Origin of the sequence: Microbacterium sp. LEMMJ01 (genome assembly GCF_002114135.1) — a bacterium.
GTDB lineage: Bacteria > Actinomycetota > Actinomycetes > Actinomycetales > Microbacteriaceae > Microbacterium.
Genome location: NZ_NCTV01000015.1, coordinates 183,571 through 209,923, shown reverse-complemented (window position 1 = coordinate 209,923; position 26,353 = coordinate 183,571). Strand labels below are relative to the sequence as shown.

General features: G+C 67.4%; 22 protein-coding genes and 1 tRNA gene. 17 read left to right on the top strand and 6 right to left on the bottom strand.

Annotation, left to right across the window (positions count from 1 at the left end):
- The first annotated feature begins 8 nt into the window (after nucleotides 1–8).
- From B7W94_RS02015 to B7W94_RS02005, 3 genes are all read left to right on the top strand, one after another.
- Nucleotides 9–860, top strand: a complete 852-nt coding sequence (locus B7W94_RS02015; RefSeq protein ID WP_253247355.1) for a hypothetical protein — start codon at nucleotides 9–11, stop codon at nucleotides 858–860.
- 106 nt (nucleotides 861–966) lie between these two features.
- On the top strand, nucleotides 967–1,551 hold the full coding sequence (locus tag B7W94_RS02010; RefSeq protein ID WP_025104548.1) for a hypothetical protein: 585 nt from the start codon (nucleotides 967–969) through the stop codon (nucleotides 1,549–1,551).
- 77 nt (nucleotides 1,552–1,628) lie between these two features.
- Nucleotides 1,629–1,701 (top strand) — tRNA-Arg (locus B7W94_RS02005).
- Nucleotides 1,702–1,778: 77 nt separating this feature from the next.
- Here the strand turns inward: B7W94_RS02005 and B7W94_RS02000 are convergent.
- Nucleotides 1,779–2,714, bottom strand: coding sequence for a LysR family transcriptional regulator (locus tag B7W94_RS02000; RefSeq protein ID WP_029989652.1), 936 nt, complete (start codon nucleotides 2,712–2,714; stop codon nucleotides 1,779–1,781).
- A 71-nt stretch (nucleotides 2,715–2,785) separates the two neighbouring features.
- Here B7W94_RS02000 and B7W94_RS01995 point away from each other — a divergent pair, with 71 nt between their 5' ends.
- Nucleotides 2,786–4,516, top strand: coding sequence for an L-aspartate oxidase (locus tag B7W94_RS01995; RefSeq protein WP_085603936.1), 1,731 nt, complete (start codon nucleotides 2,786–2,788; stop codon nucleotides 4,514–4,516).
- Between the two features lie 92 nt (nucleotides 4,517–4,608).
- Here B7W94_RS01995 and B7W94_RS01990 read toward each other — a convergent pair whose 3' ends face one another.
- Nucleotides 4,609–4,881, bottom strand: coding sequence for a hypothetical protein (locus B7W94_RS01990; RefSeq protein WP_025104545.1), 273 nt, complete (start codon nucleotides 4,879–4,881; stop codon nucleotides 4,609–4,611).
- A gap of 136 nt (nucleotides 4,882–5,017) precedes the next feature.
- Here B7W94_RS01990 and B7W94_RS01985 point away from each other — a divergent pair, with 136 nt between their 5' ends.
- From B7W94_RS01985 to B7W94_RS01965, 5 genes are all read left to right on the top strand, one after another.
- On the top strand, nucleotides 5,018–6,511 hold the full coding sequence (locus tag B7W94_RS01985; RefSeq protein WP_062766212.1) for an L-serine ammonia-lyase, iron-sulfur-dependent, subunit alpha: 1,494 nt from the start codon (nucleotides 5,018–5,020) through the stop codon (nucleotides 6,509–6,511).
- A gap of 103 nt (nucleotides 6,512–6,614) precedes the next feature.
- On the top strand, nucleotides 6,615–7,337 hold the full coding sequence (locus B7W94_RS01980) for an AAA family ATPase (protein ID WP_025104543.1): 723 nt from the start codon (nucleotides 6,615–6,617) through the stop codon (nucleotides 7,335–7,337).
- Nucleotides 7,338–7,365: 28 nt separating this feature from the next.
- On the top strand, nucleotides 7,366–7,962 hold the full coding sequence (locus B7W94_RS01975) for a TetR/AcrR family transcriptional regulator (protein WP_025104542.1): 597 nt from the start codon (nucleotides 7,366–7,368) through the stop codon (nucleotides 7,960–7,962).
- A gap of 146 nt (nucleotides 7,963–8,108) precedes the next feature.
- Complete coding sequence (locus tag B7W94_RS01970; RefSeq protein ID WP_115642566.1) at nucleotides 8,109–8,894, top strand: ABC transporter ATP-binding protein; 786 nt, start codon at nucleotides 8,109–8,111, stop codon at nucleotides 8,892–8,894.
- Complete coding sequence (locus B7W94_RS01965; protein ID WP_025104540.1) at nucleotides 8,891–9,625, top strand: ABC transporter permease; 735 nt, start codon at nucleotides 8,891–8,893, stop codon at nucleotides 9,623–9,625. The genes B7W94_RS01970 and B7W94_RS01965 overlap by 4 nt, the downstream gene beginning before the upstream one ends.
- Nucleotides 9,626–9,644: 19 nt before the next feature.
- Here the strand turns inward: B7W94_RS01965 and hrpB are convergent, their stop codons facing one another.
- The 3 genes from hrpB to B7W94_RS01950 all read right to left on the bottom strand — a co-directional run bounded on the left by hrpB (nucleotide 9,645) and on the right by B7W94_RS01950 (nucleotide 14,477).
- Entirely contained in the window at nucleotides 9,645–12,200 is a 2,556-nt protein-coding gene (hrpB, locus tag B7W94_RS01960) for an ATP-dependent helicase HrpB (protein ID WP_025104539.1), read from the bottom strand.
- Nucleotides 12,201–12,275: 75 nt separating this feature from the next.
- Complete coding sequence (locus B7W94_RS01955) at nucleotides 12,276–13,877, bottom strand: SPFH domain-containing protein (RefSeq protein WP_025104538.1); 1,602 nt, start codon at nucleotides 13,875–13,877, stop codon at nucleotides 12,276–12,278.
- Between the two features lie 171 nt (nucleotides 13,878–14,048).
- Nucleotides 14,049–14,477: a MarR family winged helix-turn-helix transcriptional regulator gene (locus tag B7W94_RS01950; RefSeq protein WP_025104537.1), complete on the bottom strand. Its 429-nt coding sequence runs from the start codon at nucleotides 14,475–14,477 to the stop codon at nucleotides 14,049–14,051.
- Nucleotides 14,478–14,930: 453 nt separating this feature from the next.
- Here B7W94_RS01950 and B7W94_RS01945 point away from each other — a divergent pair, with 453 nt between their 5' ends.
- The 6 genes from B7W94_RS01945 to B7W94_RS01925 all read left to right on the top strand — a co-directional run bounded on the left by B7W94_RS01945 (nucleotide 14,931) and on the right by B7W94_RS01925 (nucleotide 21,683).
- Nucleotides 14,931–15,674, top strand: a complete 744-nt coding sequence (locus tag B7W94_RS01945; RefSeq protein WP_025104536.1) for a TnsA-like heteromeric transposase endonuclease subunit — start codon at nucleotides 14,931–14,933, stop codon at nucleotides 15,672–15,674.
- Nucleotides 15,671–17,662, top strand: coding sequence for a Mu transposase C-terminal domain-containing protein (locus B7W94_RS01940; RefSeq protein WP_085603933.1), 1,992 nt, complete (start codon nucleotides 15,671–15,673; stop codon nucleotides 17,660–17,662). The genes B7W94_RS01945 and B7W94_RS01940 overlap by 4 nt, the downstream gene beginning before the upstream one ends.
- Nucleotides 17,663–17,668: 6 nt before the next feature.
- Nucleotides 17,669–18,646, top strand: a complete 978-nt coding sequence (locus B7W94_RS01935; RefSeq protein WP_025104534.1) for an ATP-binding protein — start codon at nucleotides 17,669–17,671, stop codon at nucleotides 18,644–18,646.
- Nucleotides 18,646–19,560, top strand: a complete 915-nt coding sequence (locus tag B7W94_RS17825; RefSeq protein WP_139833223.1) for a hypothetical protein — start codon at nucleotides 18,646–18,648, stop codon at nucleotides 19,558–19,560. Before B7W94_RS01935 ends, B7W94_RS17825 begins: the two co-directional genes overlap by 1 nt.
- A 113-nt stretch (nucleotides 19,561–19,673) precedes the next feature.
- Nucleotides 19,674–20,309: a hypothetical protein gene (locus B7W94_RS01930; protein WP_025104533.1), complete on the top strand. Its 636-nt coding sequence runs from the start codon at nucleotides 19,674–19,676 to the stop codon at nucleotides 20,307–20,309.
- A 189-nt stretch (nucleotides 20,310–20,498) separates the two neighbouring features.
- Nucleotides 20,499–21,683, top strand: coding sequence for a hypothetical protein (locus B7W94_RS01925; RefSeq protein ID WP_085603930.1), 1,185 nt, complete (start codon nucleotides 20,499–20,501; stop codon nucleotides 21,681–21,683).
- Here B7W94_RS01925 and B7W94_RS01920 read toward each other — a convergent pair.
- Nucleotides 21,674–23,383, bottom strand: a complete 1,710-nt coding sequence (locus B7W94_RS01920; RefSeq protein WP_172400042.1) for a hypothetical protein — start codon at nucleotides 23,381–23,383, stop codon at nucleotides 21,674–21,676. The genes B7W94_RS01925 and B7W94_RS01920 overlap by 10 nt on opposite strands.
- Before the next feature lie 273 nt (nucleotides 23,384–23,656).
- On the opposite strand from B7W94_RS01920, the gene B7W94_RS01915 reads away from it, so the two are divergent.
- Nucleotides 23,657–24,565, top strand: coding sequence for a hypothetical protein (locus B7W94_RS01915; protein WP_025104530.1), 909 nt, complete (start codon nucleotides 23,657–23,659; stop codon nucleotides 24,563–24,565).
- A gap of 265 nt (nucleotides 24,566–24,830) precedes the next feature.
- Complete coding sequence (locus B7W94_RS01910) at nucleotides 24,831–26,126, top strand: RES domain-containing protein (RefSeq protein WP_025104529.1); 1,296 nt, start codon at nucleotides 24,831–24,833, stop codon at nucleotides 26,124–26,126.
- The last annotated feature ends 227 nt before the right edge of the window (nucleotides 26,127–26,353 follow it).

The following is a 26,353-nucleotide window of genomic DNA, read 5'->3' as shown; positions in this document are numbered from 1 at the left end:
GGCGCCGGGTGCTCGCAGTGACGGTGTCGGCGGCCGTGCTCGTCGCGGCGGCCGCCGTCGCGCGATCCGACGCACTGGACCAGGAGCGCGCCGAGGCGGTGGCCGAGCTCTCCGTGCTGGCCGACCAGTCCTACGACGCCGCACAGCGCACCGACCACCTGTCCGGCGCCGTGGCGCAGGCCGAGCAGGACGCGGAGGATCGGGCTGCCGTCCTGGCGGTACGGCCGGCATTCCTGGAGGAGCTCTCGACGCTGGCCGCCGTCCTCCAGGGTGCGGACGGCAAGGTCGACACGGCGGCACACCTCGCGTCCGCCCGGTCCGCCCAGGAGACCGTGCGCGCCGAGCGCCATGACCCGGACACCGTGGTCGCGGCGACCGCGACGGTGGAGGCGCTCACGCAGAAGGTCGGCACCGAGGTCGCCGGATGGCAGGCGTCGCAGAGTGCCGGCCCCGGCGGGCCCGCATGGACGTCGAGCGGGCCGGACGGCTACGCGCGGGTGCGCGCCGCCCTCGACAGGGTCGGCGGCGGGGGCGTGGGGCTGTACGAGTCGTCGTCGTGCGCGGGCGGCACGGCACCGGCCTGTGCCAACAGCAACGGCTACATCAAGTACCGCGCCGACATCACCGGGTGGAGTGACGGACGCCTGAACTGGGCGATGGCGCATGAGCTGGCCCACATCTATCAGTTCCGCGTCTGGGGCTCCCTCACCTCCTCGGGCGCGTACAGGGCGATGTTCGGTGGCGACCCGGAGTTCCTCGCCAACTGCATGGCCGTGGTCCGCGGCTTCCCGGGGGCGGTGGGCTGCTCCGGCGAGCAGCAGGCCTGGGCCTCGGGGATCTGGGTCGGCGTCGTCGGCTGAGCCGCAGTACGACGCGATGTCGGAGGCCTCCGGCATCCTGATCGGAGCCGTTCCGGCCGAGACTGCGCGGCATCGATACCGGTACGCTCGAGAGAAGGAGGTGCGGGTGGGACGGACTGCGGATGCCATCGCCGAAGGCGTCGCGATCGCGACGGCCGCTGCGCGCCTCGCCGTGAAGAATCACATCCTCATCGGCACCATCGCGGAGGACGGCGTCTTCGACCTCGACAAGTACGTCGAGGATGCGAGGGCTGCCCTCGGGGCGATGGCCGAGGAGTCGGAGGAGGCCGCCGCCACGGTCACCGCCCTGCGCAAGCGCGCCCGCGGCCGGCATTCCGATCCGGTCGGCACGCACGACTACCGTGACCGCGATGTGCGCAATCTCCGGCGGCGGGCCAAGCAATCGCTCGGCGTCGCGCAGCGTCTGCGCGAGATGATGGACGACCGTGCCCGGTTGGAGAGCATCGTCGAGGAGGCGCGCGCGGCGGCGTGGGCCGACGTGCGGCACAACCTCGACCGCCGGCTGCGCGTCGAGGGCATGCGACCGGATCAGGACCCGGACTACGCGCGCATGCGGGAGGCGCGCATGCAGGCGCTGCGCCTTGTCGATCTCCAGGCGCTCTCGTCGCAGCAGCGGGCCAAGGAGAAACGGCGGAAGAAGCAGGAGAAGGCGGCCGCGAAGGGGGAGTGAGGCCTCGTTTCGCTTTCCGGTCTCGTCTGTTGTAGGCTGGTCGTCGGCCCGCTGAGCGGTAAAGCACCGCGGGTCCTGCGCCTCTAGCTCAATGGATAGAGCATCTGACTACGGATCAGAAGGTTGGGGGTTCGAGTCCCTCGAGGCGCACACTGTGTTGAGACAGTACGAGAACCCCCGTCGCGGAAGCGGCGGGGGTTCTCGCTGTTCCGGGGCGAGTGCTCCGGTCAGAGCAGGCTGGTGATCGCCGGGTCGCGCTCGGCGAGGTCGGCCGCCGTGGCCATGATGGCGGTGCGCATCGCGGCCACCGCGACCGCGGGGGTGACGTCGGAGCGATGGGCGAGACTGATCGTCCGCGACATCGCCGGGTGGGCGAGGCGCGCCGACCGCAGCGCCGGGCGTTCGTAGAGCACCATCGCCGGGACCACCGCGACCCCGACGCCTCGTTCGACGAAGCGGAGCACCGCATCCATCTCCGCACCCTCCAGTGCGAGGGTCGGGGTGAGGTCGGCGGCGCGGAAAGCGGCGTCCATCGCGGCCCGCAGCTCATAACTCTCGTCGAACTGGATGAGCGGGAGGGTGGCGAGGTGCGCGAGGCTCACGGACGGGCCGTGGGTGACCGGAGGTGCGGCCGCCGATGAGATCACCACGAGCTCCTCGGCGAGGAGCGGAACGTGCGTGAGGCTGACCCCCGCGGGCACCGGTCCCTCGGACTGGGTGACGAGGGCGATGTCGACCGCCCCGACCGCGAGCTGCTCGACGAGCAGCCTTGAGCCGCCCTCGGTGAGGTGCAGATCGATGCCGGGGTGGGTGGCATGGAACGAGCTGAGGGCCTCCGCCACGAGGCTGATGCAGAGCGTGGGCGGGGCGCCCAGGCGCACGCGGCCGCGGCGGAGTCCGGCGAGTTCGGCCACCTCGTCGCGGATGGCGTCGGCCTCGGCGAGCATGCGCTGGGCATGGGGGAGGACCGTCTCGCCGGCGGCCGTCAAGGCGATGTGACCGCGCGCGCGATGGAACAGCTCGGCGCCGAGTTCCCTCTCGAGGGTCGAGATCTGACGGCTCAGCGAGGGCTGCGCGAGGTGGAGGTGCTCGGACGCGCGGGTGAAATGGCCGAGGCGGGCCACTTCGACGAACCCGCGGAGCTGCTCGAGGTTCATATCCATAGCGTACCCGCATGGTTTCCAGACGAACTATGCATTGGAGTTATTAGGATCACCTAACTAGCGTCGAGAGCATGAATGCACCCGAACGACAGATCTCCACCACGGTCCTCGTGATCGGCACCGGAGGCTCCGGGCTCCGCGCCGCGATCGAGGTCGCCGAGCACGGCGTCGACGTGCTCGCCGTCGGCAAGCGCCCCCGGCAGGACGCCCACACGTCGCTCGCGGCCGGCGGCATCAACGCGGCCCTCGGCACGATGGACGCCGAGGACAGCTGGCAGCAGCACGCGGCGGACACGATCAAGGAGAGCTACCTCCTCGCCAACCCCCACACCGTCCAGATCGTCACCCAGGGTGCCGAACGCGGCATCCGCGACCTCGAGCGCTGGGGCATGGACTTCGCCCGCGAAGGGGACGGCCGCATCTCGCAGCGCTTCTTCGGCGCGCACACGTACCGCCGCACGGCCTTCGCCGGCGACTACACGGGCCTCGAGATCCAGCGGACGCTGGTCGCCCGCGCGGAGCAGCTCGACGTCCCCATCCTCGACAACGTCTACATCACACGTCTGCTCGTGCGCGACAACGTCGTCTTCGGCGCCTATGGCTTCGACCAGGCGGACGGCACGCGCTACCTCATCCATGCGGACGCCGTGATCCTCGCCGCCGGCGGACACAACCGCATCTGGCGCCGCACGTCGTCGCGCCGCGACGAGAACACCGGAGACTCCTTCCGGCTCGCCGTCGAGGCGGGGGCGCGACTTCGCGATCCGGAGCTGGTGCAGTTCCATCCGTCCGGCATCATCGAGCCCGAGAACGCCGCCGGCACGCTCATCTCCGAGGCCGCGCGCGGGGAGGGCGGCATCCTCCGCAACGCCCTCGGCGAGCGGTTCATGGCGAAGTACGACCCCGAGCGGATGGAGCTGTCGACGCGGGACCGGGTCGCGCTCGCCGCCTACACCGAGATCCAGGAAGGGCGCGGCACCGCGAACGGCGGCGTCTGGCTCGATGTGTCGCACCTGCCCCGCGAGACCATCATGACCCGGCTTTCGCGCGTCTATCAGACGATGATGGAGCTGCAGATGCTCGACATCACGGCGGAGCCGATCGAGATCGCGCCGACCGCGCACTACTCGATGGGCGGAGTGTGGGTGCGGCCGGACGACCACCAGACCGACGTCGACGGGCTGTACGCGATCGGGGAGGCGTCGAGCGGACTCCACGGCGCGAACCGTCTCGGGGGCAACTCCCTCATCGAGCTGCTCGTCTACGGCCGGATCGTCGGTCAGGCCGCGATGGCCCACGCCGCGGGGCTCGACGCCCAGCGCCGGTCGGCCGATGCGGTCGCCGCCGCCCGTGCCGAGATCGACGACCTCCTCGCCGCGGAGGGGCGCGAGAACGTGCGGGCTCTGCAGCGCGCGATCCGCAACCTCATGACGGAGTACGCCGGTGTGGTGCGGTCGGAGGACGGGCTGAACGCCGGCCTCGCCGACCTCGACATGATCGAGGGGCGGATGGAGGACATCGGCATCCACCCGGACATCGCCGGGTTCCAGGACCTCGCGCACGCGTTCGACCTCAAGGCCTCCGCGCTCGCCGCCCGAGCCACGCTGGAGGCGGCGCGGGAGCGGCGGGAGACCCGCGGATGCCACAACCGCAGCGACTTCCCGGACACCGATCCCACGCTGCAGGTGAACCTCGTCTGGTCGCCGACCGCCGGCGTGACCCGCGAGGAGATCCCCGCGATTCCCGACGAGATCGCCGAGCTCATGCGCGACGTCGACACGACCGGCAAGCTCGTCGAGTAGTTCCCCGAGACCCCGGTTTCGCGTCGAGACCCCGCCCTGCACGCATCAGCAGGGCGGGGTCTCGACGATAGTGCGGGGTCTCGGGGCGGGAGTCAGTCGACGCCGAGGCCGACGGCCTCGTGGTCAGGCTCCGGGTCGTCGCGCTTCGGGGCCTTCGGCTCCTCGCCCGGGGCCTTCTCGGTGCTGGGCTCCTCCAGCTCCTCGGTGCTCGGGACCTCGGCCGGGTCCGCGTCCTCGGGGGAGTCCGCCTGCTCCGGCGTCGTCGCCTCGCCCTCCGTGGTGTCGGAGGCCGGGGTCGGGGTGGGGGTCTGCGCCTCGGGCGAGAGCTCGTCGTTCGCGGTCGGTTCGGGAGTGCTGTCGGTCATGATCGTCCCTTTCTGCGATGTCGTGCCCTCAGCCTGCCTCCGATTCTCCGGGAGATGAAGGGCCTTGACGCGGACCCGCCGGCCGCGCGGTTAATCGCGGTGAACCGGAATCCCGAACTCGGCGTAGCCTGGAGGGGTGACTGCGTACGTCTCGGCCTTCGACCTCTTCTCCATCGGCGTCGGCCCGTCCAGCTCGCACACCGTCGGACCCATGCGCGCGGCGCTCGACTTCGCGCGGCAGCTGACCGCCTCCGGGGAACTGGACCGTGTCGGCCGCGTCGAGTGCACGCTGTTCGGCTCGCTCGGCGCCACCGGGATCGGCCACGGCACCCCGGATGCGGTGGTCGCGGGGCTTCGCGGTCTCGCTCCGGAGACGTGCGATCCGGCGGCCGTCCGTGCGGCGTGGTCCGCGTATCCGGAGGGGGAGCCGCTGCGGATCGACGGCGCCCATGCGGTGCCGTTCCGGAAGGACGACATCGTGTTCGCGCCCCGGACCCGACTCCCCGGCCACCCGAACGCCATGACGCTCATCGCCCGTGATGCCGACGGGACCACCCTGTTCGAGCAGACGTACTACTCGATCGGCGGCGGGTTCATCCGGCGCGAGGGGGAAGAGGCGCACCTCTCGACCGGTGCCTTCCCGCATCCCTATGCCGATGCCGCCTCGCTGCTCGCCCTCTGCGATGAGCACGGCCTGTCCATCGCGGAGGTCGCTCGCCGCAATGAGACGGCACTGCGCAGCGAGGAGGAGGTCGCCGCCGGCCTCGATGCGATCTGGGACGCGATGGCGGGCTGCGTGGACGCCGGCCTGCACGCCGAGGGCGTCCTTCCCGGCATGCTGCAGGTGAAGCGCCGTGCGGGCACGATCCGTGCGCAGCTCGAGGCGGTCGAAGCCGACGGGCACCGGGAGCTCCCCGGCGAGTGGCTCGGGGCGTTCGCGCTCGCGGTGAACGAGGAGAACGCGGCGGGTGGCCGCGTCGTGACGGCACCCACCAACGGCGCGGCGGGCATCCTCCCGGCGGTGGCGATGTACTGGTGGCGCTTCCTCGCCGACTCGGGCCTCGGTGCCGGGAACGCGGTCACGCCGTACGGCGAGCTCGTGGGCAGCGCGCTGCTCGGGTTCGACGGGGCTCCGCCGTCGCCTCCCGCACTCGACGGCGAGGACGCGGAGATCGCGGAGGCCAACCGCCGCCGGGGTATCCGCAGGTTCCTGCTGACGGCCACCGCCCTCGGGTCGCTGTTCAAGGCCAACGCCTCGATCTCCGGCGCCGAGGGCGGGTGTCAAGCCGAGGTCGGCTCCGCGTGCGCGATGGCCGCGGGCGGGCTCACCGCGGTGATGGGCGGCACGAACCGGCAGATCGAGAACGCCGCGGAGATCGCGATGGAGCACCACCTCGGCCTCACGTGCGACCCGATCGGGGGACTCGTGCAGATCCCGTGCATCGAGCGCAACGCGATCGCCGCCTCGACCGCCGTCACCGCCGCCCGCCTCGCGCTCCGCGGCGACGGAAGCCACTACGTCTCGCTGGATGCCGTCGTCGAGACGATGCGCCAGACGGGCCTCGACATGTCGACGAAGTACAAGGAGACCAGCGAGGGTGGTCTGGCGGTGAACGTCATCGAGTGCTGACCTCGCCAACCCACCCCCTTTCGCGCGCCCCGGCCCGTTGCGTGCGCACGGAGGGGGGTGGCAGGCACACAGAGGGGTGGGTCGACGGAGGAGGGAGAGGCACATGCGGCAGCAGCCGGTCGTCGCGGTGCGGCCGAACGAGGAGGCGCCGATCCCGGACGGGACGTGGCCGACGAACATCCCCGCGGTGGCCCAGGTGCTGCGCGAGGGACTGGATCTCGGGCCGGGAGTGACCTTCCTCGTCGGTGAGAACGGCAGCGGGAAGTCCACCCTCGTCGAGGGCATCGCGATCGCGTACGGTCTCTCCCCGGAAGGCGGGTCCCGCCAGGCGCAGCACCGGACGCGGCCGAGCGAGTCGCCGCTGTCGGACTGGCTGCGCCTCCAACGAGGCGTCGGGGCGCACCGCTGGGGGTTCTTCCTCCGGGCGGAGACGATGCACTCGTTCTACACGTATCTCGAGGAGAACCCCTCCCTGCGCGGCGATGTGCCCTTCCATGAGATGAGCCACGGGGAGTCGTTCCTCGCCCTGCTCGACAGCCGCTTCGATGATCCGGGGTTCTACTGCCTGGACGAGCCGGAGGCCGCGCTGTCGTTCCACTCGACTCTCACGCTGATCGCCGTGCTACAGCGCATCGCCGACGAGGGCGGCCAGGTGCTGTGCGCCACGCACTCGCCGGTGCTCGCGGCGCTTCCGGGTGCGGCCATCCTGGAGGTCGGGGAGTGGGGACTCCGCCCGACCGCCTGGGAGGACCTCGAGATCGTGAACCACTGGCGCTCGTTCCTCGGGCAGCCGCAGCGGTATCTCCGGCATCTGCTCGGTGAGTGAGGATCCGCGGAGCCGTAGGCTGGCGGGCATGACCGAGCAGAAGGCGCCGAGACGACGCGGGCGCCCGCGCGGCGGCACCGACTCCCGCGAGCGCATCGTGTCCGCGGCCGTCGACGAGTTCGGTGCGCAGGGGTACGACGGCGCGACGGTGCGGTCGATCGCCGCCCGCGCCGGGGTCGACTCCGCGCTCGTCCACCACTACTTCGGCACCAAGGCCGACCTGTTCTCCGAGGCCGCCGGAATACCGCTGCGCCCCGACCTCGACGTCCCCGAGATCCTCGCGGGGCCGAAGGACGAAGCGGGGGCCCGGCTCGTCCGCTATGTGCTCGACGCGTTCGAGAAGCCCGACGTGCGCCGCCGCGGCGTGCTCCTCCTGCGCACGGCGATCGGGAGCAGACTGACGACGCCCCTGCTCGCCGGATTCCTCTCCCGCGAACTGCTCTCCCGTGTGGCGCGCCGCCTCGACGTGGAGGACGCCGACTTCCGTGCCGCCCTCGTCGCGTCGCAGATCGCCGGCATGCTCATCGGCCGCTACGTCCTGCAGCTTCCCGCGCTCGCCGGCGCCTCCGTCGACGAGCTCGTCGGCCGCGTCGGCCCCACCGTCCAGCGCTACCTCTTCGACTGATCCGCCCCGCGGCGGGCACAGCTTCGGAGATCTCGCCCGCCGCCGCCGGACCGCACGGCCGGCGGCGGCGTGTCGATCCGGCGCTCCGAAGCTGTGCCCACTGAGAGGCGTTGACGCCCGACGAGGCGAGGCGCATAATTCATCGCATGGTGAATAATGCGGCCGTCGAGATCACGCAGCTCCGCGTGCGGCGTGGGGCCGTGTCCGTGTTCGACGCCATCGACCTCGCCGTTCCCCGCGGCCAGATCACAGGTCTCCTCGGCCCCTCCGGGTGCGGCAAGACCACGCTCATGCGGTCGATCGTCGGTGTGCAGCGGATCGCCTCCGGTGACGTGACCGTTCTCGGCGAGCCGGGCGGGTCCCGCCGGCTCCGGCACCGTGTCGCGTACGGCACGCAGGGCGCCTCGGTCTACGGCGATCTCAGCGTGCGGCAGAATCTCGCCTACTTCGCCGCGCTCCTGAAGGCGCCGAAGGGGGACGTCGACCGGGTCATCCAGGAGGTCGGTCTCGACGCGCAGACGGGGCAGCTCGTCGATGCGCTGAGCGGCGGCCAGGCGACGCGGGTGTCGCTCGCGACGGCCCTGATCGGCTCCCCGGAGCTCATCGTGCTGGACGAGCCGACGGTCGGTCTCGACCCCGTGTTGCGGGCGGAGCTCTGGACCCTGTTCCGCCGCCTGGCCGATCGGGGCGTCACGCTCATCGTGTCCAGTCACGTGATGGACGAGGCGGTGCGCTGCGACCGGCTGCTGCTGATGCGGGAGGGGAGGATCATCGCCGACACGACGCCGTCCGCACTGCTCGCCGACACCGGAACGACCGACGCCGAAGCCGCGTTCCTGGCGCTGATCGAACGCGACAGGGCCGCCGGCACCGCGACCACCAGGCGCGCACGCCGAGAAGCGCACGAGCGCCAGGAGGAGGACGGGACATGAACGGCCGACGGCTGTTCGCGACCGCCGGCCGTGTGCTCACGCAGCTCCGACACGACCCGCGGTCCATCGCCCTGATGCTCATCGCCCCGAGCCTGCTCGTCGGTCTCTTCGCCTGGCTGTTCAGCGAGCAGGACGGTGTGTTCGATCAGTTCGGCGGTGCCATCCTGGCGTTGTTCCCGTTCATCGTGATGTTCCTCATCACGTCGATCACCACCCTGCGGGAGCGTCGTTCCGGCACGCTTGAACGGCTGATGACCACGCCGCTCGAGAAGGCCGACTTCATCCTCGGCTACGCGCTCGCGTTCGGGTTGATGGCTCTGCTGCAGGCGGTGATCACGGTCTCGTTCGCGGTCGGGGTGTGCGGGCTCGACGTGGACGGGCCGCTGTGGCAGCTGGGTCTCGTCGCGGTGGTCGATGCCCTGCTCGGCACGGCGCTGGGGCTCCTGGCGAGCGCGTTCGCCCAGACCGAGTTCCAGGCGGTGCAGTTCATGCCGTTGCTGGTGTTCCCGCAGATCATCCTCGGCGGTCTGTTCATGCCGCGCGACCAGATGCCCGACGCGCTGTACGCCATCTCCGAGTGGCTGCCGCTGAGCTACGCGATCGACACGATCAACGCGGTCGCGGCGGGGGACGAGGGTGGGGACGTGTTCGGTCCGCTGCTCATCGTCGTGGCCTTCGCGGTCGGCGCTCTGGTGCTCGCCGCCCTCACGCTGCGGCGGCGCACACGCTGAGCCGGAGTCCTGGCCTGGGTCAGCGCGCGGCGCGGTTCTTGGTGTGCTTCGTCGGCACGGCGGCCCACGGGTCCTCGGGCCACGGGTGCCGGGGGTAGCGGCCGCGCATCTCGGCGCGTACCTGGGCGTAGGGGCCCGACCAGAACGAGGCGAGGTCGTCGGTGACCGCGAGCGGCCGCCCCGCCGGGGACAGCAGATGGAAGAGCACGGGGACGCGGCCGTCCACGAGCCGGGGAGTCTCCGCCCAGCCGAAGCACTCCTGCAGCTTCACCGCCACGACGGGCCGTGCGGTCGCGTCGCCGTCGGGCTCCGGGTAGGTGATGCGTACACGGGAGCCGCTGGGCACCTCGAGCCGCTCCGGGACGAGCGCATCGAGGTGCACGGCCTCGGGCCAGGGCAGCAGACGGCGAAGGGCGGATGACAGATCCAGCCGACTCGCGGGCGTGCCGGAGGCGAGAGCGTCGAGCTCCGGTGCCAGCCACACGTCGAGCGATGCGAGCAGACCCGCGTCCGACACATCGGGCCAGGGGTCTCCGAGCTCACGTCGCAGTAGCGCGAGTCGGCGGCGCAGGGCCTCCGCCCCGTCGGACCACGTGAACATGCCGAGGCCATCGCGTCGGAGTGCTCGGCCCACGGCATCCCGGCCTTCCGAGGCCGACGGGCGCACCGGCACCGATGAGCGCACGATCGCACTGATCCGGCGTTCGCGGCGGGCCTGTACGCGGCCTCCGACGAACTCGGCCTCGACGCGGTCGCTCATCAAGGGGCCTGCCGCGCGCTCCACCTGCTCCTCGGTGAGGGCCGCTGCGGCGCGGATGACCGCACCGGAGCCGGCTGCCGTCCGGGACGAGGCTCGGGCGACGTCGGCCACGGCGAGCCATTCCGACGCGGCCAGGGCGCCGCTGACACCGGCCCGGGTGCCGGACGCCAGCAGGAACGTCGCTCCCGATCCCGAGTGCTCGGCGCGGTGGGCGACGCGCTCGGGGAAGGCCAGCGCAATCACGAGACCGACGCCGTCGAGACCGGCGCGGGTGTCCGGTGCCGGAGCGACCAGGCGTTCCAGACGGCGAGCGTCCTCGCGCCACCGCCGGGCCTCGGCCGTGCTCCCTCCGCGCAACGCGACGAGAGCGCGGGCGACATCGGCGTCCGAGATGCGCTGGTCCCCGCCGAGAAGCGCCACGACCTCGGCGGCGAGCCGGCTCCCCACCGCGGGGCTGCCGTCCCGCAGCGCTCTGGCCAACCGTGGATCGGTGGGGATTCGTGCCAGCGCACGGCCCTCTGCCGTGGCGCGCCCGTCGTCGTCGATCGCTCCGAGACCGCGGAGCACCGTGACGGCATCGGCCAGGCTGTCGGCTCGCAGCGGTTCGATCATGCGCAGGCCGGCGCCGCCCGGGGCGCCCCAGCAGGCGAGCAGGAGGGCGGCGTCGGTGAGGTCTGCCGTGGCGATCTCCGGCGACGGCCGCGCAGGAGCGGCAGCATAGGTGCGCTCGTCCACACAGCGGATGACGGTGCCGGGGCCCTGTCGAGTGGCGCGTCCGGCTCGCTGCACGCACGAGGAACGGGAGGCGGCGGTGGTGACCAGACCGGTCATCCCGCGGGCGGCGTCGCGCTGCGGCTGCCGGGCCAGGCAGCTGTCCACGACCAGCCGCACACCCGGCACCGTGAGAGACGACTCGGCGAGGGAGGTGGCGACGATGATGCGGGGCCGGGCTTCCGACGCACGACCGCGGATCACGGCATCCTGCTCCGCCAGCGGGATCTGGCCGTGCAACTCCCGGACGTCGAAGGCGCTGTTCCGGTCGCGGACTCGTCGCGCGATCTCCGCCACTTCGCGCGCGCCGGGGGCGAACACGAGCACATCCGCTTCGGGGCCATTCCGGACGAGCTCGGCGGCGGCGGTGGCGGTGACACTCGCGACGTGATCGAGGAAGCCCCGGGTGACTCCGCGTTCGTCGAGGCGGGGCGCAGAACTCGGTGCCCAGCGCTCGGTGAGGGGGAAAGCCGGGACGTCGTGGTCGACGATCGACGCGGGAGACTCCTCGGTCCCGATGACCGCGGCGATCCGGTCCGCGTCGAGGGTCGCGGACATCGCGATGACGACGAGGTCATCTCGCAGCTCGCGCACCTCGGAGAGCAGGCCGAGGAGGAGGTCGGTCTCGAGGGCACGCTCATGCACCTCGTCGATGATGACCGCGCTCACGCCGTCGAGTCCGGGGTCGTCGAGCATCCGTCGCAGGAGCACGCCAGCGGTGACGAACTCGACCCTCGTGTCCGGCCCGACAGTGCGCTCGCCACGGACGGTGAAGCCCACCCGGGAGCCGAGGGGTGTGCCGTCGAGCTGTGCGAGTCGGCGAGCGGCCGCGCGCGCGGCGATCCGGCGCGGCTGGGTGACGATCACGCGTCCGGTGCGGCGTGAGGCGAGGAGCGGCGGGACGAGCGTGGTCTTGCCCGTACCTGGCGGCGCGGTCACGACCACGGATCCGCTCGTGTCGAGGGCGGTGGAGAGGTCGTCGAGGGCGCCCGCGAAAGACAGACCGGCGCCGATGGCGGTGAGGTCGAAGGCGGCGCGGGTCACCCGTCCAGTCTGCCGGGTCATGAGACAGCGGATGCCGCGACCCGATCGGCCGCGGCATCCGCTGTCGTACGCTTCTTACTCCGCGGCGGGAGCGGGCGGCGCGGGCGGCGGTGGAGTGGTCGGCGCGGGCGTACGCGGCGCCGGGGCGGGCGCGGACGCTTCGGCGACTCCCGCTCCGAAACCGCGGCCGACGGCCTGTCCCTGGATGATGCCGGCGAGGTCGAGGCCGGTCGCGGAGTGCACGCTGTCGAAGACCGAACGCAGGGCCTTCGCGCTGTCGGCACCGACGACGTTGGACGCGCCGTCCTCGCCGGATCCGCCGACGATCGAGACGCTGCCGATCGCGGCGTAGCCCTTCGCGAACTCGGACATGATCGAGGGCAGCACCTCCAGAACGCGCTGCGAGAGGAACGCGTCCTGGTTGGAGGCGATGGCTTTGGCCTCAGCCTCGACGGCCGCGGCACGGGCCTCACCCTCGGCGCGGATCGCCTCGGCCTCGGCGTTGGCGCGCAGGCGACGGGCTTCGGCTTCCGCCTCCGCCTGGGCGCGCAGCGCGTCGGCGTCACCGGTGGCCTTCGCGATCGCGGCCGCCGCCTCACCGTCGGCGCGCGCCTTGTCGGCCTGCGCCTGCTGCTCGGCGATGCGGGTGCGCGCCTCGGCCTGCTTGACCTGCTCGATCGCCGCCGCCTCGGCCGCGCGCTCACGCGTGTAGAGCTCGGCCTGCGCGCGGGTCTCCGCCTCGTACCGCTGCGCGTCCGCGACGCGCTTGACGTCGGCGTCGAGCTGCGCCTGCTTGTTCTCGGCCTGCTGCTGGAGCACGGCCTGCTCGGCCTGGGCGCGGGCGAGCTGCTCGGCCTGCTCCGCCTCGGCGCGGGCGCGGCCGATTCCGGCGTTGGCGTTGGCCGTGTTCGTGTCGAGCGCGGTCTGCTCTACGAGGTTCGCCTCCTGGTTCGCGATGTTCTTCTGGTTGATCGCGCGGTCGGCGTTGGTCTGCGAGATCTCCGCGGCCTGGCGCTTCGCCTGGATCTCCGGGGCACCGAGGGACTGGATGTAGCCGACCTTGTCAGTGATGCCCTTGATCTGGAAGGAGTCGAGGATGAGGCCCTGCTCGGCGAGCTCCTGGGAGACGTCGGCGGCAATCTGGTCGGAGAACTTCTTGCGCTCCCGCATGAGCTCCACGACGGAGAGCGTCGCGACGATGCCGCGCAGGGCGCCCTCGAGCTGCTCGGTGGTGAACTGCTCGATGGCCTTGTCCTGGGAGGCGAAGCGCTCGGCGGCCCGGCGCACAAGCAGCGGGTCGGAGCCGATCTTCACGATCGCGACGCCGTCGACGTTGAGCGTCACGTTGTCGAGCGACTGCGCCTCGGCGTTGAGCGACACCTGCCGCGACCGGAGGGAGATGATCTCGTGGCGCTGGGTGATCGGGTTGACAAGCGACTTCCCGTTCACGATGACCGTGACGGGCGACTCCGACATCTCGGAGCTGCTCGTGCCGTCGGTGCCGATCACGGCACGCTGCACCTTCTGCTTGCGTCCGGAGATGACGAGCGCTTCGTCGGCGCGAGCCACCTTGATCCAGCTGCGTGCGAACAGCAGCAGGATCAGCAGGACGACGATCGCGGCGACAACCGCGATCCCGATGACGATGAGGATGCCGACGATTCCGGCGATCTCCATGGATGACCTCCCTGGTTCCCCCCGAGGGGGCGGTCCGATATGCCCACGGTCGATGTGGGCGTGCGCAACCCACCCTGCCAGAAAAGCGACGCCCGCCACCGTCGCGGCCGTCATGATGCCGTCGTCGGTGGACACGCCCCCGACCGCGGCGCCTGTGGAGATGGGGAGCGGTCAGCGGGTGCGGAGCTTCTCCGCGAGGTCGCGGAGCAGACGCAGCTCCTCGTCGTCGAGGCGTGACATCCGGTCGGCGATCGACCGGCCGTGCACCGTGGCGAGCGCACGGAACGCCCGGGCACCCTCGTCCGTCGCGCGGATCAGGGCGCCGCGGCCGTCGTCCGGGTCGGCGCATTTCGCGACCAGCCCCCGGGTCACCATCCGGTCGACGAGGCGGGAGACGCTCGGCTGGCTGATGAGCATGTTGGCGGTGATGTCGCGCAGCCGCGCTGTCATCTCCGGCGAGCGCGTCACCGTGAGCAGTACGTCGTACTCGGCCTGGGTGATATCGCCGGTGTCGAAGTCCGCCGCCATCTCGGTGAACAGTTCGTGCTGCGCGCGGAAGAGGCTTTCCCAGGCCTCCAGCGCGAGCTTCCGATCGGTCATCCTCACAGAGTACCGGGCGCAGTAAAGGGCCGGTCGGAGAGGCTCCCGACCGGCCCTTGTCCCTTGCACCAAGAGTGTCCTGCAATCACATGCGGTGGATGCCACAGCAAACATTCACCGTGTGATCACTGTATAACGGCGAGGTAACGAATGCAACGGTTTGATCACGATGATTCGGGCGGATACTGGAAGGGTTGTCCCATCTCTCGGGAGTTGTCAATATCTCACGTACCTGTCAGTAACGCTCCTCGTAGGTGTCAGTCTTCTCACCTATCTGTCACAACTCCTCGGCGTGTCGCCCGTGCCCGCGAGCGGCGTCCGCGTAGCTTGATCGGCGAAGCAGGCACATCTCCCAATTCACCTCGATGAGTCATCGTCAGCGAGGGGCGCGTTCGGCTTCACGTCGTCTTAGGCCGCCGGACGAACACAACTGTTGTTCGTCGATGGGCTTGGATGATGTTCTCGAATTTTGTGTGGCCAGCGCCGGCCGAGGCGCCCGCGGTCGTTCCTCGTCGGATCGAGTATCAGCTCGACGGCGTACGAGTCGAGGTAGATGTTGCCGATGTTGGGAGCGTGCCGTTCGAAGACTGCGAACCGGTGCGCGACTTCCCAACCTGGCCGGGCAAGCAGCACTACTCCGGTCTCCTCTACATGCAGGGCGTGCAGGCGCACGTCGGGTTCGAGTCGCTTGCGGAACGGTCGTTCCTGATCGAACTGGATCGTCTTGAGGGCGTCCGCTCCGTCACCAGCCAACCGATGTGGATTCGCTGGCTCGGCACCGTTCCCGGCAATCATGCCCCGGACTTCTTCGTACGGTTCGCCGACGGGTCGAGGATGCTCGTCGATGTGCGGCCGCTGCAGCGGATTGATGCCGCAGCGCGAGCAGTATTCGACCGAACCGCCGTGCTGTGCGCTGACTTCGGATGGCGCTACGTCGTGTACTCGGAAGACTCCCCGATACGCGACGCCAACGCCCGCTTCTTGATGCGGTTCCGTGAGCCAAGGTGGTCGGTCGACGACCTGGCGCAGGCGCTGTCCGGGTTTGCCGGAACGATCAGCGAGGCAGCGGAACGACTGGGCGGGGGCCAGGAAGGACTGGGGCGCTGTTACGCGCTGATTTGGAGTCGTCGCCTCGATGTAGATCTGGAACAACCGTTGTCTTTGAGGACCCTCGTGACGTGGAGGAACGACGCATGAACGCTACAGCAGGATCGCGCATCGTGTGGCGCGGACAGACCTATGACGTGATCGTGGTGCGTCCGTCCGCAGTCACCTTGCGAGACCAGGATGGTGGCGAGTTCGACGTCAGCCATGACGAACTCAACCGTGCCGCCGAGCCTCCCGCGACTGATCTCCTCCTCGGAGCGGCGGAGACGCTCGTCGAAGGAGCACAGTCAACGAGCGAGCTTCTGGTGTGGAGAGAGGCCCTTGCTCGAATCGCGGCTGCCTCCGAGACACACGGTCAGCAACGTGAAGCAGTCGAGAAGGAAGTAACTCGGCTCGCGCACGAGCTTGGTCGCACCGTGACGGCACGGACCGTCTTCCGCAAGCTGAAGTCTTACAACGAGGGCGGGATCGCTGCAGTCGCGGATCGACGTTCTCGTGAAGGGCGCGTAAGACGATCATCCAGTATTGACCCGCGCGTCATCGAGGCCCTCAACATTGTTCTCGCCCGTCGCGCGCGAGAATCCACGACCAGCAAGGCGGTCATCCTCGCGCAGGTTGAAGCCCTAGTCCGAAGGAACCATGGGGACGATGTCGCGATGCCGAGCCGTGCGACCTTCTATCGGGTCCTTGCTGCAGAGGACCGCGGACGATTCTCGTTCGGTTCTGCGAAGACTCGAGAATCTCTGTCATTGCGTCCGGACCGTGCTTTCGGTGGCCGACCCGGCCTACGCCCTGGTGAGCACGTGCAGATAGACACCACTCGACTGGACGTGATGGTGCGTATCGACGCTGCAACCGTGGGTCGGCCCGAGCTGACGATCATGGTCGACGTCGCGACCCGCTCCATTCTGTCGGCAGTGTTGCGTCCGGTTTCCACAAAGAGCATGGACTTGGTCATCGTGCTTGCGCGCGCCTTGGTTCCCTACGGACGGCGTCCAGAGGGAGCCCGTGAAACGAGAAGACTGCTCTCGACTGCGTGGGCGGAAGAGGCGTTGATCGATCAGGAGAGGTATGAACGTCTTCGGCTCGCGCAGCCGTTCATCTTCCCGGAGACGATCACCACCGACAACGGTCGACCGTTTCTTTCTCAACACTTTCGCGCGGTCTGCGCGGCGTTAGGGATCTCGCTCACGAAGGCTGCCCCTCACACGCCGACAGACAAGGCCCATGTCGAGCGGACCTTCGCATCGATCTCGTCGCTGTTGTTGCAGCACGTCAAGGGATACGTCGGACGAAGCGTCGAACACCGTGGGAAGAACGTCGAAGCCCAGTCGGCAGAGCTGCTCACCATCGCTCAGATGCAAGAGCTGCTGGAGGACTGGGTGGCGGTCGAGTGGCAGAACCGAAACCACGACGGACTTCGCGACCCCTTGGAACCAACGATCTCGCTGACCCCGAACGAGATGTGTCGAGCGTTTCGAGAGGTCGTCCCGGAGCTCCACGTGCCCCTCGCCAAAGATGACTTCATCGCGCTGCTGCCGATCGTGCACCGCAGGATCAATCGATATGGAGTCACCATCGAGCACCGCATCTATGACTCCGAACGCCTTGCCCATTACAGGCGACGAGAGTCGCAGTCGAAACGGCAGAAGGGGAAGTGGCCGATCCGTGTCGATCCCTACAACCTGCATGTCGTGTGGCTCGAGGACAACGGCGAGTTCATCCCGCTGCGATGGTCGAACGGCCTGCACGAACTCCCGATGATGGGGGACGTGTGGAGGTCTGCGCGCGCTGCGCACCGTTCCGTCGACCGCGACGGGCAGCAGGATCTCGATCTCGTGCACGCCATGCGCGATTATGCCGGACGAGGCAACAACAAGCCGATGGTCACGCGATCCGCTCGTGAGAAGGCGGTGGCGGCAGACCCGATGAATCTGCTCAGCGCGGAAGCATCAGCCGCCACCACCCCACAAAGCGACGGCGCAAAGACCGACGTGCCAGTACCGCAGGAAGAGGAATGGCCGAACCGCGGTGGCTTTTCCTTCATCTCGGAACCGACGACAGACGAAGGCGAGTAGGGGCCAATGGAGATTGCGACGCGTGAGGGATGGCGTGATTTCGTCGAGCTGAAGATCGAGAAACCGGCAGAGATCCCGTTCGCCGTCCTCGGGAGGCTCACGCCCGAGGATCGCCAGATCTACAACTGGGCGCGTGCTCGCTACTCACAGGCCGGAGCCTTTGTGAAGACACCGCAGTTCGTAGAGTTCCAACGCGCCGCACGCGACCGGGTGTATCTGAACGCCCATCGCCAGGTTGGGAAGCTCGGGCTGATCCTCTCGGGAGAACCAGGCCAAGGAAAGACGACGACGTTGCTGCAGATCGGCAAGGAGCACGAACTTCGCCGCAGACAGACCGCTCAGCCCACAGCAGCAGAAGGGTGGACTCCTGTGGCCTACGTCGCCGTACCTGCCCAGTGCTCGGCGAAAGCTCTCCTCCTGGAGTTCGCCAGATTCCTGGGCCTTCCCACGCTGAGCCGAGCGACCTACGGAACCCTCCTCGACACTGTCGCGAACGCCCTGCGCCGTTGCCGAACCGAACTCGTACTGATTGATGACGTGCATCATCTCGATCTGCGATTTCGGCAAAACATCGAAGCATCTGACATGCTGAAGCAACTCTCCGAGCGATGCGGCGGCACATTCGTCTACGCGGGAATCGCTGTGGAAGAGACAGGGCTGCTCGACGGTACTCGCGAGGGCCAGATCCGCAAACGGTTCGAACTGCACCCGGCATCCCCGTTCCGCATCACTACGAAACGAGGACAGGCTGACTGGGGTGACCTTCTGTTGGCCATCGAGGACTCGCTCGGCCTACTGCAGCAGCCTGCGGGGAAGATTCTCGCAAGCGCGAAGACCCTGCATGCGCTCACCGGAGGGGAGATCGGCCCGCTCAAGGATCTCCTCCAGCTCGCCGCGCTACACGCCATGCAAGACGGCTCGGAAACCCTAGAAGCGGCGCTCTTCGAACGCGACCTGAAACGCCGGCAAGCGGAGCGGCTCTGATGAGGGCGCTGCCGGTGCCAGTCCGGTTCTACCCCGACGAAACCGTCTCGAGCTTCTTCAGTCGGCTGTGCGCGGCCAATCAGATCTCCGAGTATGAAGCGTGGCGTGCACTGAGAGCGGAGGACCCTGAACTCGGCATCGCAGTGACACCGCCGATAGCGCGAGTCGCGATCGAGGAGCTCGGCGGACTGCGTCGTGATGCGATGCCCAGAATCAGACGCAGCTACTCGACGTGCAAGCACGACCCCACGATGTGGGTGCGCGCCTGTGCCTTCTGCAATGGCCAAGGGTTCGGACCGACGACCCTCTGCAGGCGATGCTCGCGAGGAGATCTGGTATTCGTGGAAAGGTTCAGCGGGCCGATCTGTGTCAGGCATGCCCGATGGCACAGCAACGGACTCGACGTCGACGTCCGCGACCACGTCCCGTCACTAATCGCGCAGAAGCGACTCAACGGAAGCCTGCATCAACAGTCGATTGGATATCGCACGCCCATTGCAACCATCGCGCGAGACATCATCCACGAGTGGTGGCACCCCGCTCGCCTCTCGACAGAACAGATCGGTCTCGAGGAAGAAGTCACCGGCCTGCCGCGCCTGGTCGAAACGATGGCGGCTCTGACGTCTCCGGCGCTTCAGACGCTCCTGACCTACGAGCACGCGTCTTACAAGGCGATTGCTTCAGTGCTGATGAGACTTGGTGCGGTCGCGCGTGCTGGTGAGAATGTAACCCGTTTCGCGGAAACGATTGGCGTCGACGAACCTAACTCCGCTCTCCACATCGGAGGTGAGAAGTGGTCACTCACGTCGTCGCGATCTGGGCCGGCGCTCGAGGCGCCGGAGCGACTTTGGCGCCGCATCCTGACCGTGCGAGCAGCGCTATTGAAGCACCGGAACGTGCGTAGGACATTGTGATCAGCGCGGTGGTCGGGTTTCACGGGCGCGGAGCGAGCTCGTGACCGGGTGAAGCGAACCGTTTCGCGGCGTACGATCGCAGTATCGGCTCGCGTCTCAGACAGGAGAACCGGATGTCGAACCTCGAGCGACCGCTGACTCTGGATGCTGCTGCCGCAGAGCTGCTCGAATCGATCGACGCGAGCGAGTGCGACCCGGAGATCATGGAAACGCTTCAACGCGAGGCGGCCCGCCTTTCTCGGCGCATGCGTCCGCCGAGCCCCGGCATATCGATGGAACAGCGTGCGTATCTCGTCGATTCCGGCGCTTTCACGGCGGAGCAGTTCGCTCAGACCGAGCAACGGGTGGCTCGCGGCGAGCTGCGCGAGGATGAGAACCGCACACGTCTCGGAACCGTCGCGCGTTCGTACGGTGAGCGAGCGGCCGCGGCGCGGCTAGGGCTGGAAGTCGACGATCTCCGAATGGGCCAACGAGCGGGCGCACTGTATTCGTTCGACGCATCCGGTGTGACGGCTTACCCGAAATGGCAATTCACAGACCAAACCGATGACGGGCTTCTGCCGCACCTCGCGCTCGTCGTGACGTGGCTCCTCGAAGACTGGCACCCCGCGAGTGTCGAGGGATTCATGACCACGCCGAAGGACAGCCTGATCTATCGCAGCGAGCTGCAGACGCCCATTCAGTGGCTACTACGGGGTGCCGACCCGCGTCCCATTGAGCAGATCCTCGAAGGTGCGCGGTGGCGATGACGACAGCCTGAGTGCTCGCGACGCTGTCTTCGATCCTCGGTGTTCTGCCGCTTGGCTTGATGGCGGCTAGATGACGAGATCGGGCACGACGGACGACTTCTCCTTGGACGCGAGCGCTCATCGATGGCTCCTGGCCGGGCTGGATCTGAAGCCGCGAAGCGCGACCCGGCCATGCGGGAAAATGGTCTCGTGTCCATGCGCATTCACGCGATCCAGTGGCGAGACGACGGGCTAATCGCTGTCAAGTTTGCGGACGGTCGTGTCGTTGCCGAGGCGGATCCCACCGATCTCGCAGTTATGCTTGAGCTGTTCTCGGTGGTCGAGTATCGCCCCTGGCATCGTCGTCTGATCTTCAAGTTTCGCGATGGCTACGGCTTCGAGTGTGAGCTCGGAACTGCGAGGGACCCTTCGCCGACTCGTGGTCGCCCAGTCGTGTACCTGGACCAGAACCAGTGGAGCACTCTGAGTAAGTCGCTCTTCGCACCTCAGCGTGTTTCGGACTCCGAGCGTCTCGCGGCAGTGCGACTGCTCAGGATGGCCGAAGCGGGCGAGGTCATCCTGCCGTTGTCGTCCGCTCATCTGTCGGAAACCGGTGCCTGGTCAAATGATGTCGGGCGTGCGGAATTGTCACGGACGATACTCGCTGGGAGTCGTGGCTGGCAGATGCGAGATGCGCTGGAAGTGCGAGCGGGCGAATTCCGACAACGCCTCGCTGCACTCGCGGGAATCGACATCGCGCCACCGGCCCCCGTGATCACGCTCGAGCCGTACGCCGCGCTGGACCCGAGTATCCGAGCAGATGACGAGCGGGTATCCTTGCCCGACGATCTCCCCGAGGCGTGGAAGTTCGGCTACCTGTCGACCCTGTCGAACACCGTCTACGTAGGGTGCCTTCTGGACCGTGAGCCGACGCCGCGCGGCTCCCTCGCCGGATGGTTGGCACGTGTGCAGCGGTTCTCCTCTTGGCTGGACGGAGAACGACAACGCAGCAAGAGTGATCGCCGCAAGGCCGCGCAGCTATTCGCCGCCGCAGACGCGACTAAGGAGATAGCAAATGCTGCCGCCGAGATCGGCGCGACTCCTGCTCAAGCGACGGAGTGGTTCGCAGGTGCTTGGGACCAGGGGTGTCTCGGCGCCCCCGCGATCACTCTGTTCCGCTCGGTGATGGCCGACAAGATGGTCGCTGGCGCCCGCTGGGAGGAGAACGACCTCACCGATCTCATGTACCTCTGCACAGCCGCGGGCTACGCCGATCACGTGGTTGGTGAACGGCGGACTATCGGATTGCTTCGTCAATCGGTGCGGCGCTTTGATACTGCGGTGCAGTTGCACACGAGGCTCGGCACTCTGGTGCAGAGCCTTGATCAAGTCTGAGGTGCCGCGCGATCAGTTCTGAGGATGAGCGCTCTGAGATCGATGGGCGGCATGATCCCTTGGGCTGCCGTTTGGGACTCGAGTTCAATCAACTCGGGGTCGCCTGGCAGCAGCTCCACCGCTTTTGACAAGTGAACTAGAGCTCGCTCCTGATTGCCGCCAATCGAAGCGCGCTGCGCTAAATCGAGGTGCAGGACGGCGTCGAAGATAACCGGCAACTCGAGCAGGCGCTTTCCCTGTTGCTTGAGGTCAGCCTCGCGCTGCTCGGCGAGGCTCTCGAGGTCGGCGCCGCTCCACTCGATCGAGCCTCCGAGCGCCCACAAGGCGTACGCATACATGGTCGCCGCCTCCAACAACTTGGCATGGGACTCGACGGTCTCATTGAACTCAGTGATGCGCAGTTCGTCAGCGACCCATCCGTTCCAAAGGACGATGCTCGCGACAAGCGCTAGACGATCTGCCGGTTTCGACCCGTTCCTGAGTAGTGCTCCGAGCCGGCGTATAGGGGTTCGCATGTCGATGACGCCCTCGGATTCTCCCGCACCCGTGCTCCGCAGTGATTCCACCAGCACCGAGAAGACTCGTGGTGCCTCGGACGTACCGAAGTTATCGAACCCGGTGATCCAATACTCCGGTGCCATGCGGACACGCACGATACCCGGAATGGCGCTGCGGTAGGAGGAATTGAACTCAGGATCTACTCCTCTCGGTGCCCGCTCGACATACTGACGTACGACGTGCTGACAGATCCGGTGGAGGCCCTCGAGGCTCAACACCGTCTTGCCGTCGTGCCAGATCGTTTCTCCGTGGCCGGGGAGCTCTCGAAGCTCGGGGGCAAGATCGCGCAGTTCATGCATGGTCTTGGAGCGCACCACATACGCGAAATCTAGTGCTTTAGGAAGGTCGACCGCACGGATTGGGTCGCGTGCATCCGAGGCTTCGCTTCGGAAGAAGGAGGGAGCGAGATGGTCGAGTACGAATCCTTGAAATCTGCGCCTGAGGGCGAGCCGGTCAATGGCGAGCACGGCCTCCTGTACTTTCGTGCGATTCGTAGTGTCGAGTTCCTCACATGCCGCGTCGACAATCTTGCGCTTCTTCGGCTCGTAGTCACTCCAGGGGGCTTCCGGCGCCGGCCAGTCTTTCGCGAGCGACTCGAGCGCTGCAACGAAGAGCGTGTAGGACAGAGCGACGTCGCTGCTCGATAACGTCACTGCATCGACGATTCGCCGAACGGCGCGCATCGCTGACTCGAAGTAAGGGCGTTGTAAAGCTATCAGTTGGTCGCAGAAACTTCGGAGCCCGTCTATTTCAGAGTCGCTAATGAATCGGGCGGGCTCCAGGACGTGAGCGAGCAGCTTCTCGCGCCGCCGTAATCCCGACCCTCCACCCGCGATAACTCGGCCGGTCAGATCCTGGTCCTGCAAAACAACGACGTCGAGACCGAAGGCAACGACTGCCGCGGCGTCCGCGACGAGCTCGTCTCCTCCAGTAGCAATGTGGATCGAGTCGCTACCGTCGGCGTTGGTTCGCTCTAGGCGATCGATGACCTCGATCTGAAGGCCCCGGACATCCCCGTGTCCCGTGGAGAATCGCAACGTCCCGATCGGCAACTCCACGTCATCCGCGCGCACCCGGATGCCATTCGAGTAAAGAACCCGCCGGTGAACGGTCTCGTGGGGGTTGTCGCTCTCGAAATACATCCCGCTCGATATCTGGAGCACTAGAAAGGCCTTCCGTTCTCTTCCTTTGCTGCGGATGTCTGTGTTCCTCCTGATGAGTGTATTCGCCCCATAGGCTGCGCTCGCCGGCTACTCAATAGGCTGCGCTCGCCGGCTACTCAAGTCGAACCCCTGGCTATAGGTCGGTTCGCGAATCGCAAAAGCGAAGCTCGATAACATCCGGCACTTCCACGAGCGCGGGATGCTCGGCCAGAATGAGGGTCCCGGTGTCCTCGAGCAGAACGGCTGGTACACATGACCGGTGCAGAAGAGAAACGCGACGCGGTTGCGCTCGCTGATCTGAGTGACCTACTCGTCGCGGCCTGGCTCGAAGTCGCACGCCAGGCGGGGGCGGGTCCACGCCCGGGCTCGGCGGCTGCTCTCGACGCGGCCGAAGCCAAGCGCGAGCTTCCCGCAGGCGTGCCGAATGCCGAGCACGCGGCGGGGTACATGGCGGGGCGCATGGTCGACGCGATTGCGCTGCTGCTTCAGTCCCTCGGTACGCAGTTGCGTGCGGAGCCGATGGTGCCGTTGGCGGTCTGGCCGTTGGTGCGCGCCGAGCTCGAGTACGCGGGCAGGGTAGCGTGGCTGCTCGAGCCACTGACTGGCAGCGCTCCCGCCGCTCGCCGAGTGGCCCGCGCGATGCTCGAGCATGCGTCAGCGCTACAGCGGGAGAAATACACCGCAAGTAAGCACTCCGGTCCGTTGGCGAAGACGTACAAGCGGAACCGCGATGAGTTGCTTCGCCGGATCGGAGTGCTGTTCTCAGAGGTGCACACGCCTCTCGAAACCCCGGATCAAATCGGGGATTGGAGGATTGGCGGGGAGACGATGATTGGGCTGGGCAAGGCGAGCGATCTGTTCCTTTCGCAGAACTTCACCAAGGGCAGTGGGGTCTATGACATCTTGTCGGATCGGTCGCACCCATCGGTGATGTCGCTGGCATCACAGTCGGTGGCAGAGGAATCCGAGGGTGTGACGTCGTGGACCTATCCGGCAGACCCGGAGGTCCTCGACTTCCAGGTCCGCCTCGGATGCCTGATCCTTTACAAGTCCGCCCACACGATCTCTGCCTACTACGGCCTCAATTCCGCCCCGCTCGAGCGTTGGGCGGATGAGACGCCGGCGCACTGGCTCGATGAAGGTCCCCGGGCCACGTCGTGAAACGCGCCAGCCCCGCCTGTGCCGGAGAGGAAGCATCGTCGCTCTCGCCGTATGGATCTCTGACAGGATCTCGGCTCCACGAGTGCGACGTCCGTCCATCACGGTCCTCAGCCCTGTGCGGGCGATAGGCATAGTCCATTCAGATTGTGTTCTCGGCGTGTGGTGCCGAAGATTCGAGTATTGACCTGTCCGGCCTGTCTGGCCTTCCCGAATCCACCCGCGACGGCGTCCGCAACTCCGACGCTGGCACGGCTAGCATCGGCTCATGTATGAACCCGAGGGCTTCACCGGCCTGACCGAGACCATCTGCCTTTCCCACATCACCGACCTCGTTCTTCTCGATCTAGTGATCGGTGAAGCTGACAGCCGCATTTGCTCTTATTGCGACCACCGCAGCACGGATGGGCGAATAACAGCTGTGTCGATGGACGTTGTAGGGCGCCTGGTTTACGACGCAGCGACATGGCTCTACCACGACCACGGCGGTCTGGTACCGGACGAATGGGACGAGTGGAATGCTGGTCATGAGACCGACTACGTCGTCGGCGACTGTACTTCCGGCGCCTTCGACGCCTCGGTCATAGACGAAGTGAACGCGCACATCGCCGACGCTATCGCCACACCGAACTACTGGATGGAATCGGGGCTACGGGACGAGTTCCAGTTCTCCTGGGACGGGTTTGCGCAGATCGTGAAGTATCAATCCCGATTCGTGTACGTTGGCGCCCGTGAGCGTGAAGGGCGTCGCAACGAGCCGCCAGCTCGCGTCTCGCGGTTCCTGGACGGACTTCTGGCCTACGTCCAGGACGACATGCTGACGATGGTCGAGCCGGGGGAGAAGCTATACCGTGCGCGAATGGCCGAGGACGGCTTCACATTCCGCCATGAGGCGCGAGCCGACCCCGCGAAGCATCTCGGCCCAGCACCCGCCGGCAAGGCATCTGCGGGACGGCTGAACCCTGAGGGAGTGGGCCTGTTCTACGGAGCTACGACGCGCCAGATCGCAGTGAAAGAAACCGCACTGCACAGCCTGTTTGACGACGCAATTGTCGGAGGGTTTGTCGTCCAGCGGCCGCTGACGGTCTTGGACTTCACAAAGCAGCCAGCGCCACCGAGCATCTTCGCGGTGGACAAGCGGCGTCAATTCTTGTTCGCGCGGTTCGCCGACGACTTCGAGGAGCGCCTGACTCAGTCGGTGCGGTTGACCGGCGTGGAGCGCGTCGAGTACGTGGTAACTCAAATCATCGGTGAGTACTTCCGATGGGCCCCAGAGAAGAAGCTGGACGGAATCGCCTGGAAGAGCCACCTCCTGAGCGGGGATGAAAACGGCAAGAACGTGCTCGTTTGGGCGAGCGCCGATGACGTCCGCTCCGACCCGCCGCCTGCGGACGACCCAGCTGACTCGGAGCTGTGGCGCCGTTCTTTCGGCCCGCCGACCCCGACTTTGACGTTGTCGGACCGGGACGTTACGGTGCATCGCGCGAAGCGGTTCGTCACGGTAAGCCACGCGATTCTGCCGGGTGACGATGACCCGGACCCGATGTTCATGGACTTGAAGTGATTTGCGTGAGTCGAAGTCGCGCGCTGCTCCGCCAATTGGGGCGGAGTAACCTACCAGGACAGCGTCGTCGATGGGTGCAGACGATGCTTCTATCGCGCTGGGAGCGATACACGCGACGCTGGCCGGACGGGCACACATCAGTCAGGCGGGATGGCGGCATCCGCCGAGCCGACTTCTCGACAGCTCAGTCGTGGCCGTTCTGCAAGACGATGAGATCCGCGATCGCC

Bases quoted from the DNA above. Each gene is read 5' to 3' on its own strand.
- B7W94_RS02000 (WP_029989652.1), bottom strand. From the start codon at position 2,714: ATGGATATGAACCTCGAGCAGCTCCGCGGGTTCGTCGAAGTGGCCCGC.
- B7W94_RS01995 (WP_085603936.1), top strand. From the start codon at position 2,786: ATGAATGCACCCGAACGACAGATCTCCACCACGGTCCTCGTGATCGGC.
- B7W94_RS01990 (WP_025104545.1), bottom strand. From the start codon at position 4,881: ATGACCGACAGCACTCCCGAACCGACCGCGAACGACGAGCTCTCGCCC.
- B7W94_RS01980 (WP_025104543.1), top strand. From the start codon at position 6,615: ATGCGGCAGCAGCCGGTCGTCGCGGTGCGGCCGAACGAGGAGGCGCCG.
- B7W94_RS01975 (WP_025104542.1), top strand. From the start codon at position 7,366: ATGACCGAGCAGAAGGCGCCGAGACGACGCGGGCGCCCGCGCGGCGGC.
- B7W94_RS01970 (WP_115642566.1), top strand. From the start codon at position 8,109: ATGGTGAATAATGCGGCCGTCGAGATCACGCAGCTCCGCGTGCGGCGT.
- B7W94_RS01965 (WP_025104540.1), top strand. From the start codon at position 8,891: ATGAACGGCCGACGGCTGTTCGCGACCGCCGGCCGTGTGCTCACGCAG.
- B7W94_RS01955 (WP_025104538.1), bottom strand. From the start codon at position 13,877: ATGGAGATCGCCGGAATCGTCGGCATCCTCATCGTCATCGGGATCGCG.
- B7W94_RS01950 (WP_025104537.1), bottom strand. From the start codon at position 14,477: ATGACCGATCGGAAGCTCGCGCTGGAGGCCTGGGAAAGCCTCTTCCGC.
- B7W94_RS01945 (WP_025104536.1), top strand. From the start codon at position 14,931: ATGATGTTCTCGAATTTTGTGTGGCCAGCGCCGGCCGAGGCGCCCGCG.
- B7W94_RS01940 (WP_085603933.1), top strand. From the start codon at position 15,671: ATGAACGCTACAGCAGGATCGCGCATCGTGTGGCGCGGACAGACCTAT.
- B7W94_RS01935 (WP_025104534.1), top strand. From the start codon at position 17,669: ATGGAGATTGCGACGCGTGAGGGATGGCGTGATTTCGTCGAGCTGAAG.
- B7W94_RS17825 (WP_139833223.1), top strand. From the start codon at position 18,646: ATGAGGGCGCTGCCGGTGCCAGTCCGGTTCTACCCCGACGAAACCGTC.
- B7W94_RS01930 (WP_025104533.1), top strand. From the start codon at position 19,674: ATGTCGAACCTCGAGCGACCGCTGACTCTGGATGCTGCTGCCGCAGAG.
- B7W94_RS01920 (WP_172400042.1), bottom strand. From the start codon at position 23,383: ATGTATTTCGAGAGCGACAACCCCCACGAGACCGTTCACCGGCGGGTT.
- B7W94_RS01915 (WP_025104530.1), top strand. From the start codon at position 23,657: ATGACCGGTGCAGAAGAGAAACGCGACGCGGTTGCGCTCGCTGATCTG.
- B7W94_RS01910 (WP_025104529.1), top strand. From the start codon at position 24,831: ATGTATGAACCCGAGGGCTTCACCGGCCTGACCGAGACCATCTGCCTT.